This is a genomic window from Variovorax soli, from assembly GCF_031454625.1.
GTDB lineage: Bacteria > Pseudomonadota > Gammaproteobacteria > Burkholderiales > Burkholderiaceae_C > Variovorax > Variovorax soli_A.
Genome location: NZ_JAVDRF010000009.1, coordinates 1 through 13,270, shown reverse-complemented (window position 1 = coordinate 13,270; position 13,270 = coordinate 1). Strand labels below are relative to the sequence as shown.

At 70.4% G+C, this 13,270-nt stretch carries 14 protein-coding genes; 5 read left to right on the top strand and 9 right to left on the bottom strand.

Annotated features, from left to right (window positions below; translation table 11 throughout):
* Together modB and modC are read left to right on the top strand one after the other, a co-directional pair.
* A complete protein-coding gene (gene modB / locus J2739_RS19100; RefSeq protein WP_309904495.1) occupies positions 1 to 675 on the top strand; it encodes a molybdate ABC transporter permease subunit in 675 nt (224 codons plus the stop codon).
* Complete coding sequence (gene modC / locus J2739_RS19095; protein WP_309904493.1) at positions 672 to 1,760, top strand: molybdenum ABC transporter ATP-binding protein; 1,089 nt, start codon at positions 672 to 674, stop codon at positions 1,758 to 1,760. The genes modB and modC overlap by 4 nt, the downstream gene beginning before the upstream one ends.
* Positions 1,761 to 1,763: 3 nt before the next feature.
* On the opposite strand, the gene J2739_RS19090 is transcribed toward modC, so the two are convergent.
* Positions 1,764 to 2,141 (bottom strand): nuclear transport factor 2 family protein, encoded by a 378-nt coding sequence (locus J2739_RS19090; protein WP_309904492.1) that lies wholly within the window; start codon positions 2,139 to 2,141, stop codon positions 1,764 to 1,766.
* A 158-nt stretch (positions 2,142 to 2,299) separates the two neighbouring features.
* Between J2739_RS19090 and J2739_RS19085 the strand changes: the two genes are divergently transcribed.
* A complete protein-coding gene (locus tag J2739_RS19085) occupies positions 2,300 to 3,202 on the top strand; it encodes a ketopantoate reductase family protein (protein WP_309904490.1) in 903 nt (300 codons plus the stop codon).
* On the opposite strand, the gene J2739_RS19080 is transcribed toward J2739_RS19085, so the two are convergent.
* Positions 3,203 to 4,513 (bottom strand): D-amino acid dehydrogenase, encoded by a 1,311-nt coding sequence (locus J2739_RS19080; RefSeq protein ID WP_309904489.1) that lies wholly within the window; start codon positions 4,511 to 4,513, stop codon positions 3,203 to 3,205. It lies immediately after the preceding gene.
* 130 nt (positions 4,514 to 4,643) lie between these two features.
* Here J2739_RS19080 and J2739_RS19075 point away from each other — a divergent pair, with 130 nt between their 5' ends.
* On the top strand, positions 4,644 to 5,111 hold the full coding sequence (locus J2739_RS19075; RefSeq protein ID WP_309904487.1) for a winged helix-turn-helix transcriptional regulator: 468 nt from the start codon (positions 4,644 to 4,646) through the stop codon (positions 5,109 to 5,111).
* A 116-nt stretch (positions 5,112 to 5,227) separates the two neighbouring features.
* On the opposite strand, the gene J2739_RS19070 is transcribed toward J2739_RS19075, so the two are convergent.
* From J2739_RS19070 to J2739_RS19060, 3 genes are read right to left on the bottom strand one after another with little or no spacing between them, the layout of a single operon-like run.
* Complete coding sequence (locus tag J2739_RS19070) at positions 5,228 to 6,058, bottom strand: ABC transporter substrate-binding protein (protein WP_309904485.1); 831 nt, start codon at positions 6,056 to 6,058, stop codon at positions 5,228 to 5,230.
* Entirely contained in the window at positions 6,055 to 6,786 is a 732-nt protein-coding gene (locus J2739_RS19065; protein WP_405053917.1) for an ABC transporter ATP-binding protein, read from the bottom strand. Before J2739_RS19065 ends, J2739_RS19070 begins: the two co-directional genes overlap by 4 nt.
* 35 nt (positions 6,787 to 6,821) lie before the next feature.
* Positions 6,822 to 7,571, bottom strand: a complete 750-nt coding sequence (locus J2739_RS19060; RefSeq protein ID WP_309904484.1) for an ABC transporter permease — start codon at positions 7,569 to 7,571, stop codon at positions 6,822 to 6,824.
* A gap of 122 nt (positions 7,572 to 7,693) precedes the next feature.
* Between J2739_RS19060 and J2739_RS19055 the strand changes: the two genes are divergently transcribed.
* Positions 7,694 to 8,791: a substrate-binding domain-containing protein gene (locus J2739_RS19055; RefSeq protein ID WP_309904482.1), complete on the top strand. Its 1,098-nt coding sequence runs from the start codon at positions 7,694 to 7,696 to the stop codon at positions 8,789 to 8,791.
* A 71-nt stretch (positions 8,792 to 8,862) separates the two neighbouring features.
* On the opposite strand, the gene J2739_RS19050 is transcribed toward J2739_RS19055, so the two are convergent.
* The 4 genes from J2739_RS19050 to J2739_RS19035 all read right to left on the bottom strand — a co-directional run bounded on the left by J2739_RS19050 (position 8,863) and on the right by J2739_RS19035 (position 12,942).
* The gene (locus J2739_RS19050; protein WP_309904480.1) at positions 8,863 to 9,324 is read right to left on the bottom strand and encodes a DUF4259 domain-containing protein; all 462 of its coding nucleotides are present in this window, start codon (positions 9,322 to 9,324) and stop codon (positions 8,863 to 8,865) included.
* Positions 9,312 to 10,238 carry a DUF72 domain-containing protein gene (locus tag J2739_RS19045; RefSeq protein ID WP_309904478.1) on the bottom strand — a complete coding sequence of 309 codons (927 nt, stop codon included), beginning with the start codon at positions 10,236 to 10,238 and terminating at the stop codon, positions 9,312 to 9,314. The genes J2739_RS19050 and J2739_RS19045 overlap by 13 nt, the downstream gene beginning before the upstream one ends.
* A gap of 122 nt (positions 10,239 to 10,360) precedes the next feature.
* Complete coding sequence (locus tag J2739_RS19040; RefSeq protein WP_309904476.1) at positions 10,361 to 11,107, bottom strand: ABC transporter ATP-binding protein; 747 nt, start codon at positions 11,105 to 11,107, stop codon at positions 10,361 to 10,363.
* Positions 11,104 to 12,942: a branched-chain amino acid ABC transporter ATP-binding protein/permease gene (locus J2739_RS19035; RefSeq protein ID WP_309904473.1), complete on the bottom strand. Its 1,839-nt coding sequence runs from the start codon at positions 12,940 to 12,942 to the stop codon at positions 11,104 to 11,106. The genes J2739_RS19040 and J2739_RS19035 overlap by 4 nt, the downstream gene beginning before the upstream one ends.
* Between the last annotated feature and the right edge of the window lie 328 nt (positions 12,943 to 13,270).

Sequence of the window (13,270 nt, the reverse complement as noted above, 5' to 3'; positions counted from 1 at the left end):
ATGCCCAACGCCGACGACCTGGGCGCCATCGTCCTCACGCTCGAGCTGGCGACGCTCACCACGCTGATCCTGCTGCTGGTGGGCACGCCGCTGGCCTGGTGGCTGGCACGCACGCGCTCGGCGTGGAAAGGCCCGGTCGGCGCGCTGGTGGCCTTGCCGCTGGTGTTGCCGCCCACGGTGCTGGGCTTCTATTTCCTGGTGACGATGGGGCCGAACGGGCCGCTCGGCGCGCTCACCGAATGGCTGGGCATCGGCCTGCTGCCCTTCAGCTTCGCGGGACTGGTGATCGGCTCGGTGCTGTATTCGATGCCTTTCGTGGTGCAGCCGATCCAGAACGCCTTCGAGGCCATGGGCAGCGAGCCGCTCGAGACGGCGGCGACGCTGCGGGCCTCGCCGCTCGACCGCTTCTTCAGCGTGGCCCTGCCGCTGGCGCGGCCCGGCTACCTCACGGCCGTGGTCATGGGCTTCGCGCACACGGTGGGCGAGTTCGGCGTGGTGCTGATGATCGGCGGCAACATCCCCGAGAAGACGCGCGTGGTGTCGGTGCAGATCTACGATCACGTGGAGGCGCTCGAGTACACGCAGGCGCACTGGCTGGCCGGCGGCATGGTGGTCCTCTCCTTCCTCGTGCTGCTGGCGCTCTACGCGCTCAATCCCACCGGGCGGCGGCGATGAGCGATGCGGCAGCGGGCACGGGCGTGCAGGCGCGCCTGAAGGTCGAGCACCCCGGCTTCTCGCTCGACATCGCGCTGGACCTGCCGGGCCGCGGCGTGAGTGCGCTCTTCGGACCTTCGGGCTGCGGCAAGACCACCTGCCTGCGCGCCATCGCGGGGCTGCTGCGGGCGCCCGGCGGCTCGGTGGTGGTCAACGGCGAATGCTGGCAGGACGGCGCGCGCTTCGTGCCGACGCACCGTCGCGCGCTGGGCTATGTGTTCCAGGAGGCGCGCCTCTTCGCGCACCTCGACGTGCGGCGCAACCTCGAATACGGCATCCGACGGGTCGCCACCGCACAGCGCCGGGTGCCGCTCGCGCAGGCGGTGGAGCTGCTCGGCATCGGCCACCTGCTGGCCCGCCGGCCCGACACGCTCTCGGGCGGCGAGCGCCAGCGCGTGGGCATCGCGCGCGCACTGGCCACCAGCCCGCGGCTGCTGCTCATGGACGAGCCCCTGGCTTCGCTCGACCTGCAGCGCAAGCGCGAGATCCTGCCCTACCTCGAGCGCCTGCATGCCGAGCTCGACATCCCGGTCATCTACGTGAGCCATGCCGCCGACGAGGTGGCGCGCCTGGCCGATCACCTGGTGCTGATGGAGGCCGGGCGCGTCCTGGCCAGCGGCCCTGCTCCTGCGCTGATGACGCGGCTCGACCTGCCGCTGGCGCACGGCGATACGGCCGGCGCGGTCGTCGATGCGACCGTCACCGGCTTCGATGCCGCCTTCGGCCTGACGCAGCTCGCCTTCGCCGGCGGCACGCTGTGGCTGCCGCACGGCGGCAGCCGCATCGGCCTGGCGGTGCGGGTGCGCATCCAGGCGCGCGACGTGAGCCTCACGCTGACGCCCCAGGCCGACACCAGCGTACTCAACATCCTGCCGGCGACCGTGACCGATCTCGCGCAAGACGGTCCGGCGCAGGTCATGGTGGGGCTGGACGTGGGCGGCGCGCGCCTGCTGGCGCGCATCACGCGCAAGTCGGCCGCGCTGCTGCGGCTGCGCGAAGGCGCGGCCGTGCACGCGCAGGTCAAGGGCGTGGCGATCGTCGATTGACGATCACGCGCCGGCCGGCACCTTGTCCAGGAAGCCGGTGACCGCGCGCAGCTTGCCGGACTCGAGCTGCACGAAGTCCGTGCCTTCGACCAGGTCCTCGGCGCCGCTCGGGCCGAGGGTCCACGAGAAGCGCAGGTGGTCGCCGTGCGCATCGGCCTGGCCCTTGAGCTTGAAGCGGAAGCCCGGATAGCGCTGGTGCACGCCGCCGACCAGCGCACTGATCTGCGCGTGGCCGCTGCCCTGCATGAGCGGGTCCACATAGCGTGCGTCGGCGCTCCAGTGGGATTCGAGCAGCTTCAACCGGCGCTCGGCATCGGTCTCGTTCCACACGGCGATGTACTGTTCGGCGATGCGCGCGGCATCGGGTGCGGCGGTGTTCATGTCGGTTCCTTTCGTTCAAAGCCCGCAAAGGCGCGGGGTGAACGAATGGTCGCCGCGGAGCCGCCGCGGGTCGATGACGTGGGAGGTCATGGCGCGCCCGCCGCACGAAGCCGAGTTCGGCGCACTACCATGCAGCCAATGCGTTGATGGAGCAGGTCATGCGGATTGCAGTGATGGGCGCGGGTGCGGTGGGTTGCTATTACGGCGGCATGCTGGCGCGGGCGGGACATTCGGTGGTGCTGGTCGGTCGCCCGCGGCATGTGGAGGCGATCCGTCGCGACGGCTTGCTGCTGGACACGCAGTCCTTCCAGGCGCGCGTGCCGCTGGAGGCCAGCACCGTGGTCGATGCCGTGCGGGACGCCCGGCTGGTGCTCTTCTGCGTGAAGTCCACCGACACCGAGAGCGCCGCCGCCGCGATGCGCCCGCACCTGGCGTCCGACGCGCTGGTGCTCACGCTGCAGAACGGCGTCGACAACGCGACGCGTCTGCAGGCCGCGCTGGCGCAGGAAGTGGCGGCCACCGTGGTCTATGTGGCCACGGAGATGGCGGGCCCGGGCCACGTCAAGCACCACGGGCGCGGCGAACTGGTCATCGCGCCCTCGACGAAGAGCGCCGAAGTCGCCGAGCTCCTGATCGCCGCCGGCGTGCCCACGCAGATCTCCGACAACGTGACCGGCGCGCTGTGGGCCAAGCTGATCCTCAACTGTGCCTACAACGCGCTGTCGGCCATCACGCAGCTGCCCTATGGGCGCCTGTCGCAAGGCGAAGGCGTGCAGGCCGTGATGGGCGACGCGGTGCGCGAATGCCTGGCGGTCGCAGACGCGGCCGGCGTGACCGTGCCAGGCGACACCTGGGCCGCCGTGCAGCGCATCGCCGAGAGCATGCCCTCGCAGTACTCCTCCACTGCGCAGGACCTGGCGCGCGGCAAGCGCAGCGAGATCGACCACCTCAACGGCTACGTGCTGCGCCAGGGCGAGGCGCTGGGCATCGCGACGCCGGTCAACCGCGTGCTGCACACGCTGGTCAAGCTGCTCGAGGATCGCGCTGCGCAGCCGGCCTGATCAGGCCGAAGCCGTGCCCGGCGCGGTGCCGACGAGGCGCCCGCGCTCGGGTGCGGCATAGCGGTCCATCGCCAGCCCGTCGGTGCGGATGTCGGGCCGCCGCCCCATCACCTGGTCTGCCACCAGCTTGCCCGAGCCGCAGGCCATGGTCCAGCCCAGCGTGCCGTGACCGGTGTTGAGGTACAGGTTGGCGAAGGGCGTGGGGCCGACGATCGGGGTGCTGTCGGGCGTCATCGGGCGCAGGCCGGTCCAGAAGCTGGCGCGCGGCAGGTCGCCGCCGGGGAACAGCTCGCCGACCACCCGTTCCAGCGTCGCGCGCCGCTGCGGGTTCAGGCGCAGGTCGAAGCCGGCCAGTTCGGCCATGCCGCCCACGCGGATGCGGTCGTCGAAGCGCGTGATGGCGATCTTGAAGGTCTCGTCGAGCACGGTCGATTGGGGCGCCAGCGCGGGGTCCAGCAGCGGCACGGTCAGCGAATAGCCCTTGACCGGATAGACCGGGATGTCGAGTCCCAGCGGTGCCACCACCTCGCGCGAATAGCTGCCGAACGCCATCACGTAGCGATCCGCCTTGAGCACCTCGCCCTTCGGCCCGGCGAGGCGCACGCCGGCGATGCGTCCGCCATCGGTGAGCAGGCTCTCGACCGCCTCGCCGAAGCGGAAGGAGACGCCGAGCCCGCGCACCACCTCGGCCAGCCCGCGGGTGAACAGGTGGCAGTCGCCGGTCTCGTCGTTGGGCAGGCGCAGGCCGCCCGCCAGCAGGTCGCCGGTATGCGCCAGGGCAGGCTCGAAGGCGCCCAGCTCGCGGCGATCGAGCAGCTGGTAGGGCACGCCGCATTCCTCCAGCACGGCCAGGTCGCGCGCGACCGCATCCAGTTGCGCCTGCGTGCGAAAGAGCTGCAGCGTGCCCTGGGTGCGGTGCTCGTAGCGAAGGCCGGTGTCGGCGCGCAGCGTGCGCAGGCAGTCGCGGCTGTACTCGGCCACGCGCATCATGCGTTCCTTGTTGACCGCATAGCGCTCGGGCGAGCAGTTCTTCAGCATTGCCCCCATCCAGCGCAGCTGGAACAGGCTGCCGTCGGGCCGGATCGAGAGCGGCGCATGCTTCTGGAACATCCACTTGAGCGCCTTCAGCGGAATGCCCGGCGCGGCCCAAGGCGTGGAGTAGCCGGGCGACACCTGGCCGGCATTGGCAAAGCTGGTTTCCTCCGCGGGACCGTCCTGGCGGTCGACGAGTGTCACTTCCGCGCCGGCCCGCGCCAGGTAGTAGGCCGTGGTGACGCCGATGACGCCGCCGCCCAGGACGATCACTTTCATTGCTGAACCCCTTAAACTCCAAGAGAGAACCCAAGGTTATTCATCTTGACGCCATAAACTTCACTGAAATTGTCAAGTTTGCCAGTGCATATTGCCGCCAAGGCGGCAGCAGGCGCCTTCCAGGAGTGAAATGACCGAGCTCGACCGCACCGACCGCAAGATCCTCGACCTCCTCCAGCGCCAGGGACGCATCCCGATGACCGAGCTGGCACAGCAGATCGGCCTGTCGACCTCGCCCTGTACCGAGCGCGTGCGGCGCATGGAGCGCGAAGGCGTCATCACCGGCTACCACGCCCGCATCGACCCGCAGGCGATCGGCAAGACCTTGCTGGTGTTCGTGGAGATCACGCTGTCGTCGAAGTCGGCCGATGTCTTCGACAAGGTTCGCAAGGAACTGCTGCACGTGCCCGAGGTGATGGAATGCCACCTGGTCTCGGGCGGCTTCGACTACCTCGTGAAGGCCAGGCTGCGGGCCATGAGCGACTACCGGCGGCTCCTGGGCGACTTGCTCAAGAAGCTGCCGGTGCCGGCCGAATCGAACAGCTACGTGGTGATGGAGGAAGTCAAGGAAAGCCTCTACCTGCCGATGGACCGCTGAAGCTCGGGTTCCGATGACCCGCGGCGCGCAGGCCCGTCGCGCGAAGGCCGCAAGTCCCTGTGGGCAAACTGCCGCCGCGCAGGTGGCGGTGCTGGTGCAGGGACCGCCGCCTTGCCCTACGGGCTGCCCGCGTTGGGAAAGAACAGCTGCTCGCCGCCGATCTTGTAGCTCGCGATCGTCGACTGCCCCGCCGGCGAGATCACCCAGTCGACGAACTTCTGCGCGCCGGCGCTGTCGAGCTGCGGAAACTTCGAGGGGCTCACCACCATCACGCCGTACTGGTTGAAAAGCCGCTTGTCGCCCTCGACCAGCACCGCCAGGTCGGCCCGGTTCTTGAAGCTGAGCCAGGTGCCGCGGTCGGCCAGCACATAGGCGCCGCTGGAGGCCGCGATGTTGAGCGCCGGCCCCATGCCGCAGCCGCATTCCTTGTAGCCCGCGCCCTTCCTGTCGTTGGGCACCGGCTGGCCTGCCTCGGCCAGGCCCGTCTGCGTCCAGAGCCGGCGCTCGGCGGCGTCGGTGCCGCTCTTGTCGCCGCGCGAGATGAACGGCGCGTTGGCAATGGCCACTTTCTTCAGCGCCGCTGCGATGTCCTTGCCCTTCGCCGCCGCCGGATCGTTCTTCGGCCCGATCAGCACGAAGTCGTTGTACATGACCGGGAAGCGCTTCGCGGCGAAGCCTTCGGCGACGAACTTCTCCTCCGCCGCCGTGTCGTGCACGAAGAGCACGTCGGCGTCGCCGCGCCTGGCCATGTCGATGGCCTGCCCGGTCCCCACCGCCACCACCTTGACGTCGATGCCGCTGGCCTGCTTGAAGGCCGGCAGCAGGTGCGCGAACAGGCCCGACTGCTCCGTCGACGTGGTGGACGCCATGGTGATGGTTTCGGCCTGCGCCGCGAAGCTGCCCGCAGCCAGGGTGAGGGCCGCCGCCAGGAACTTGAATGACCTCACGCCAGCTCTCCCTTGACAAATTGACGGGCTTCCTCGGGAAGTGGCCCGTTGAAGAAATCTTGCACCGGCAGGTCCGCCAGGACCCGTCCGTGCTCGAGGTAGATCACGCGGCTTGCCAGGCGCTTGACCTGGCCCAGGTTGTGGCTCGCGAACACCAGGGTGCGGCCGTGCGCCGCGTCGGCGATCAGTGCCTCGACCTCGCGCTTGGCCGTCGGGTCCAGGCTGGCGGTCGGCTCGTCGAGCAGCAGCACCGCCGGCTTGAGCGCCCAGGCGCGCGCCAGCGCCACGCGCTGCTGCTGCCCGCCGGAGAGGGTGCGCGCATTGCGCCCGGCTTCGCCGGCCAGGCCGACCTGCCCGAGCGCCGCCACCGCGTCTTGCTGCGCCTTGCGCCACCGCACGCCGTGCAGCCAGAGCGCCAGCGCGACGTTGTTGCGTACGCTCATGCGCAGCATGTGCGGGCGCTGGAACAGCATCGCCTGCCCCTGCGGCGGCACCTGGCTCGCAAAGGCGCCGGCCGCATGCGGCGCCAGGCCGTGCAGCACGCGCAGCAGCGTGCTCTTGCCGCTGCCGTTGGCGCCGATCAGGGCCACGCGCTCGCCGGCGTGGATGGAGAGCGTGACGTGGGTCAGGGCCGGCACGCGGCCGTAGCGCACGTCGATGTCGTGCAATGCGAAGAGCGCCGAGTCGCCCTCGGTCGCGTCGGCGCCAGGCGGGGGCACCACACGCAGCAGCGGACGGGCGCCGCCGGATGGCCGCAGGCTGCTCACGAGACCGCCTCCATGCGCCGCAGTCCCGCCGCGTCGACAGCGCCGCCATCGACGCGCTCGCGCCAGCCGCGCAGCCCGCTGATCGCGACATTGAGCAGCAGGACCACGCCCAGCAGCACCAGGCCCAGTGCCAGCGCCAGCGGCAGGTCGCCCTTGCTGGTTTCGAGCGCGATGGCGGTGGTCATGACGCGCGTGAAGCCGTCGATGTTGCCGCCGACGATCATCACCGCGCCGACCTCCGAGACCGCGCGGCCGAAGGCGGCGATCAGCACCGTGATCAATGCATAGCGCTCGTCCCACACCAGCAGCAGCGCCCGCGCCAGCGCGCCGGCGCCGAGCGAGCGCAACTGCTCGCCGTGCGCGCGGTCCGCGTCCTCGATGGCCTGGCGCGTAAGCGCCGTGACCACCGGCAGCACCAGCAGCGCCTGCGCCAGCACCATCGCCTTGAAGGAGAACAGCCAGCCCAGGAAACCGAGCGGCCCCGAGCGCGACAGGAGCAGGTAGATCACCAGCCCCACCACCACCGAGGGAAGGGCGAGCAGCGTGTTGAGCAGCGTGAGCAGCAGTCCGCGGCCGGCGAAGCGCGCGACCGCGAGCCAGGCGCCGGACAGCAGGCCGAGCCCGCAGGCCAGCGCGCAGGCCATGGCGCTGACGCCCAGCGAACGGCCGACGATGCCGAGCAGGACGGGATCGCCCGAAACCAGCAAGTGCCACGCGGCGATGGCGCTGTCCGTGAAGGTGTTCATGGGGTGGTGCACAAGCCGTCCAGTATCGGCAGCGCGAAGGGGCAACTTATGCAAACACTTGCATAGGTAAAGCACGGACTTTGCATAATCGTTGCGCCACCATTCATGCCTCGCTTCCCGACGTGCAACAGATCGAACTGTCCTATGCCATCGCCCCGCGCCGCAGCGGCCGCGGGCTGATCCGCAACCCGCTGATGGAGCTGCTTCACGCGGTGCGCGAGCACGGCTCGATCTCGTCCGCGGCGCGGGCGCTGGGCTTGTCGTACCGCCACGTCTGGGGCGAGCTCAAGCGCTGGGAGCAGAACCTCGGCCGTCCGCTCGTCAGTGGCGAGCAGGGCCGCTCGGCCCAGTTGTCCGAGTTCGGCGACAAGCTGCTGTGGGCCGAGCGCCAGGCGCAGGCCCGGCTCGCGCCGCAGATCGAGGCCCTCCACGCGGACCTGGAGCGCGCCTTCGCGATGGCCTTCGACGACAGCCTGCATGTGCTGAGCCTGCAGGCCAGCCACGACGATGCGCTGGTGCTGTTGCGCGCCCACGCGGCCGAGCGCGGGCGCTTGCAGCTCGACATCCGCTTCACCGGCAGCGTCGACGCGATCAGCGCGCTCAACCAGGGCCGCTGCGTGATGGCGGGCTTCCACACGCTGGAGCGGCCGCCGGCCGGCTCGCTCGCGCAGCGCACCTACAAACCGCTGCTCAAGCCGGGGCTGCACAAGATCATCGGCTTCGCGCGCCGCACCCAGGGGCTGATCGTCGCGCCCGGCAACCCGCTGCGGCTGCGCGGCATGGCCGATGTCGTTCGGCTGCGCGCGCGCTACGTGAACCGCGCGCTCGGCACCGGCACGCGCGTGCTGCTGGACGAACTGCTGGCGCAGCAAGGATTGGATCGGTGTGCGCTGCAGGGCTACGCGCGCGAGGAGCCCTCGCACACGGCCGTCGCGCATGCGGTGGCCTCGGGCCGGGCCGATGCGGGGCTGGGCATCGAATCGGCCGCGCGCGGCGCGGGCCTGGGCTTCGTGCCGCTGGTGCACGAGCGCTACCACCTCGCCTGCCTCAAGTCGGCGCTGGACCAGCCGGCCGTGCAGGCGCTGCTCGTGCTGCTGCGCAGCGCTGCCTGGCAGCACCAGCTGGGCACGCTCGCAGGCTACGAGAGTGCCAACAGTGGCGACGTGCAGTCGCTGAGCGCGCTGCTTCCGTGGTGGAGCTTCAAGGGGCCGAAGCGATAGCTGCTGCTGGCTTGCCGGGGATGGGGCATCCTTCGCGCCCCCCCGGTCGAGCTGCCCGAATGCAACGGCTTTTAACGGCGAAGACGCGCCGCCAGTTGCCGCAGGACCACCGACCAGCGGTTCGGCTTCTCTTCGGCCCACTGCTGGGCGAGCTCGGAGACGGCGGGATCGCCGACGCGTTCCACGGCCTGCACGGCCCTCGGCGCCAAGGCGCGGACCTGCTCGCGCGGCGCCGCGGCCAGGCAGGGCACCACGCGCGTCCGCGGCGCCGAGCCGCTGCTGCCGAGGGCCCCGGCAATCACCTCGGCAGCGGCGACCGCAGCAGCACCGTCGTCGGCGTCCACGAAGCTCGCAGCCAGCGCCAGTTCGATGGCCTGCGAGACCACGGCCGGGTCCGACGAGCGCGCGCATTCGCTCAGGAAGTCCTGCGCGGCATCGTTGTCGAAGGCGCCCTCGCCCCACGCGCCCGCATGGACCGACAGCGCCGGCAGCGATGCGAGGACGGCGACGGCGGCGTGCCTCAGGAATGCCATGCAGCGAATTCTCCGTCAGGCCCCAGACCCGTCGGCACGCCCAGGCGCAGCGCCAGGTTCGCCGCGTCATACGGCGCATGCACCTTGACGTCGTTGTCGAAGTAGCAGAACACCTCGCGCCGGGCCCGGCGCGGCGCGGCGCGTGTCGAGGCCTTGCGCGCATCCTTCACCTGGCGGCCATGGCGCCATGCATCGATGCGCGCGGCCCATCGGTCCAGCGCGGCATCGTCGTAGCCGCTCGCATAGAGCTCCTTGTCTCCGTGCAGCCGCAGGTAGACGAAGTCGGCCGTCAGGTCCTCGATCAGCGGCCAGCGCCCGGCCGTATCGGCGACGACTAGGGCAATGCCGTGGCGGCGAAGCTGCGCAATGAAAGCCGCGTCGACGAAGCTCGTGTGCCGCACCTCCACCGCATGCCGCAGCGGCCGTTTCGCGGCGCGGTGGAGCCAGGTGCGGCCTTCGAGCCGATCGTCGTGGCCGCGCGCAAGGGCCAGCGCCGCATTCGTGTCGCGCGGCAGGAGCGAAAAGAAATCCTCGAAGCGCTCGGGCTCGTAGCGCATCGAAGGCGGCAGCTGCCACAGGATCGGCCCCAGCTTGGCGCGCAGCGCCAGCACGCCCGAGGCGAGAAAATTCGCGAGCGGGGTGCGGACCTCCTTCAACCGCAGCATGTGCGTGATGTAGCGCGATCCCTTGACGGCGAACACGAAGCCATCCGGCGTCTCGTCGTGCCAGGCCAGGTAAGAAGCCGGCCGCTGCAGCGAATAGAAGGAACCGTTGAGCTCGATGGTGGGCAGCATGCGCGAGGCGAACGCCAGCTCCTGGCGCTGCCGCAGCCCCTTGGGATAGAACTTGCCGCGCCAGGGCGCATAGCGCCAGCCTGAGATGCCGATGCGGGTCTCGCCGGGTCTTGCAGCCATGCTTTCCGGCCCCGGAAAGAGGCCTTCGCGTGCGGGCCCGCGCGGGATGCCGGGCCTCCACGCGCGATTCTGTGGCGCGGCACGGCGCCCCCATGAAGGACAAGGCCGCGCCTGTGCGCTCGCTAGGCCGCCTTGTCGGCGCGCGCCCCCAGGCCCAGGTACGTATCGATGATGCGGCGGTCGTGCAGCAGTTCCGAGGCCGCGCCCTGCAGCGCGATCGCACCCATCTCCAGCACATAGGCCCGGTCCGCGACCTGCAGGGCGGCGCGCGCGTTCTGCTCCACCAGCAGCACCGAGACGCCATGCTTGCGCAGCGAGGACACCACCTGCAGCACCTCGCGCACGATGAGCGGCGCCAGGCCCAGCGAGGGCTCGTCCAGCATCAGCAAGCGCGGGCGCGCCATGAGTGCACGGCCGATCGCCAGCATCTGGCGCTCGCCGCCCGACAGCGTCGAGGCCAGCTGCGCGCGGCGCTCGGCCAGGCGCGGGAAGATGGCGAAGACCTCGTCCATGCGCCGGCGCTGGTCGCGCTCGCCGCGCCACCAGCGCGAGAAGCCGCCCAGCAGCAGGTTGTCCTCGACCGGCATCTCGCCGAAGAGCTCGCGCTTCTCGGGCACCAGGCCGACGCCGCGCGCCACCATCGCTTCCACGCTGATGCGCGCCATCGGCTCGCCGGCCAGCAGCACCCGGCCGCGCGAAGGCAGCAGGCCCATGGCGGCGCACAGCAGCGTGGTCTTGCCGGCGCCGTTGGGGCCGATCACGGTGACGATCTCGCCGGCGTCGACGCGCAGGTCGACGTGGTGCACGGCCTCGACCGGGCCGTAGGAGACGCAGAAGTCTTCGAGCTGGAGCAGGTTCGAGGCGCTCATGCGGTCTGCTCCACGAGGCTTGCTGCCGCGGGTTCGTCGACGCCGCCCAGATAGGCATCCAGCACCTTCGGATTGCACTGCACTTCGGCCGGCGTGCCGCGCGCGATGACGGCGCCGAACTCCAGCACCGTGACACGGTCGGCCAGGTTCATCACGAACTCCATGTCGTGTTCGACCACCAGGATGCCCAGTCCTTCTGCGCGCAGCTGATCGAGCAAGGTGGCGAGCGCGCGTTTTTCCAGGTGGCGCAGGCCGGCCGCGGGCTCGTCCAGCAGCAGCACCGCGGGATGGCCTGCGAGGGCGCGCGCGATCTCGACCACGCGCTGCTGGCCGAGCGCGAGCGAGCCCGCCGGGACTTCCGCGAATTCGCCGAGGCCGCAGCGTTCGATCTGCCGGCGTGCCTGCGCGAGCAGGGCGGCCTCCTCGGCGCGGTCCAGGCGCAGCATCGAGGCGATCCAGCCGCGCTGGCCGCGCCGATGCGCGCCCAGCGCGACGTTCTCGATCACGCGGCGCTGGCCCAGCAGGCGCACATGCTGGAAGGTGCGGCCCAGGCCCAGCGCGGCGAAGGCGCGCGAGGGCTGGCCCGTCATCGGCCGGTCCATCAGCCGCACTTCGCCTTCGGTGGGATCGTCGACCCCCGAGATCATGTTGAAGAAGGTGCTCTTGCCGGCTCCGTTGGGCCCGATCAGCGCATGGATCTCGCCCGCCTTGATGTCCAGGCTGACGGCGTCGTTGGCCACCAGGCCCCCGAAGCGCTTGGTCACCGTCTTGGCCTCCAGCACGACCTGGTTGCGCGGCGGCAAGGCGGTTTCGGGCAGCGCCAGCACCTGGTGCGGCGCGCGCGCGGGCGCGGGTTTCAGGAAGCGGTCGCCGAGCCGCGCGAGCGTCGGCCACAGCCCGTCGGCGAAGCGCTGCAGCACCACCAGCATCAACAGGCCGAACACGATCACCTCGAAGTTGCCGCTCGATCCGAGCAGGCTGGGCAGGATGTCCTGCAGTTGCTCCTTCAGCAGGGTGATCAGCGCCGCGCCCAACACTGCGCCCCACAGGTGGCCGGCACCGCCGACCACCGCCATGAACAGGTACTCGATGCCGATGTTGAGATTGAAAGGCGTCGGGTTGATGAAGCGCTGCAGGTGCGCATAGAGCCAGCCCGACAGCGCCGCCAGCAGCGCCGCCAGCACGAAGACCTTGATGCGGTAGCGGCCGGTGTCCACGCCCATCGACTCGGCCATCACCCGGCCTCCCTTGAGCGCCCGGATGGCGCGGCCCTCGCGCGAGTCCAGCAGGTTGTGCAGGGCCCACAGCGCCAGCAGCAGCACGCCCCAGATGACCAGGCCCAGCGAACGCGGCGAAGCGAAGGAAACGCCGGCGACCACAATCGCCGGCACGCCCGCCACGCCGGTGTGGCCGCCGAGGAACTCGAGGTTGCCGAACAGGAAGTAGAAGCTCAACCCCCAGGCGATGGTGCACAGCGGCAGGTAGTGGCCCGACAGCCGCAGCGTGATCGCGCCCAGGCCCCAGGCAATGAGGAAGGTGACGGCGATGCCGAACAGCAGGCCGAGCCACGGCAGCAGCGCCGGGCTCATGCCGGCCAGCGCCGTCGCCACCAGCGGCGACGTGCAGATCCAGGCGGTCGCGTAGGCGCCGGTGCCGACGAAGGCGGCCTGGCCGAAGGAGGTCATGCCGCCTACGCCCGTCAGCATGACGAGGCCGGCCGCGACCAGGGCGTAGAGGCCGATGTAGCTGAGCACGGTGACGGAGAAGTCGGGCAGGAAGGGCCACGCGGCCGCTAGGGCGACGATGAATGCCAGCGTGAGATGCCGGCGGGTCATCGGGGGGCCTCTCGACGGGTTGTCGGGTTGGCTTGCGGGTTGGGGGAGTGTTGGACCTTGAGTTTGAGAAGGCTCATGGGTTTGTCCCTCTTTTGTTTTGGAGAGGGGTGCGGTGGGGGCTTTGTTGGGGCGTTACTGTTGGTTTGGGCCCGGGGCCGGGATGTCGCCCCGGCAGGCGAGTCACTTTCTTTTGCTTCGCCAAAAGAAAGTAACCAAAGAAAAGGCGACCCCACTGGCCGCGACCCTGCGCTTCGCTGCGGGAAGCCTGCGGTGCTCGCTTTTCGCGGGGTCCGCGCAAACTCGCTTCGCTCAAACACGCGCGGCCCTG

Coding starts and splice junctions, on each gene's coding strand:
- J2739_RS19040 (WP_309904476.1), bottom strand. CDS start 11,107: ATGAGCGCCTCGAACCTGCTCCAGCTCGAAGACTTCTGCGTCTCCTAC.
- J2739_RS19035 (WP_309904473.1), bottom strand. CDS start 12,942: ATGACCCGCCGGCATCTCACGCTGGCATTCATCGTCGCCCTAGCGGCC.
- modC (WP_309904493.1), top strand. CDS start 672: ATGAGCGATGCGGCAGCGGGCACGGGCGTGCAGGCGCGCCTGAAGGTC.
- J2739_RS19060 (WP_309904484.1), bottom strand. CDS start 7,571: ATGAACACCTTCACGGACAGCGCCATCGCCGCGTGGCACTTGCTGGTT.
- J2739_RS19050 (WP_309904480.1), bottom strand. CDS start 9,324: ATGGCATTCCTGAGGCACGCCGCCGTCGCCGTCCTCGCATCGCTGCCG.
- J2739_RS19045 (WP_309904478.1), bottom strand. CDS start 10,238: ATGGCTGCAAGACCCGGCGAGACCCGCATCGGCATCTCAGGCTGGCGC.
- J2739_RS19090 (WP_309904492.1), bottom strand. CDS start 2,141: ATGAACACCGCCGCACCCGATGCCGCGCGCATCGCCGAACAGTACATC.
- J2739_RS19075 (WP_309904487.1), top strand. CDS start 4,644: ATGACCGAGCTCGACCGCACCGACCGCAAGATCCTCGACCTCCTCCAG.
- J2739_RS19085 (WP_309904490.1), top strand. CDS start 2,300: ATGCGGATTGCAGTGATGGGCGCGGGTGCGGTGGGTTGCTATTACGGC.
- J2739_RS19080 (WP_309904489.1), bottom strand. CDS start 4,513: ATGAAAGTGATCGTCCTGGGCGGCGGCGTCATCGGCGTCACCACGGCC.
- modB (WP_309904495.1), top strand. CDS start 1: ATGCCCAACGCCGACGACCTGGGCGCCATCGTCCTCACGCTCGAGCTG.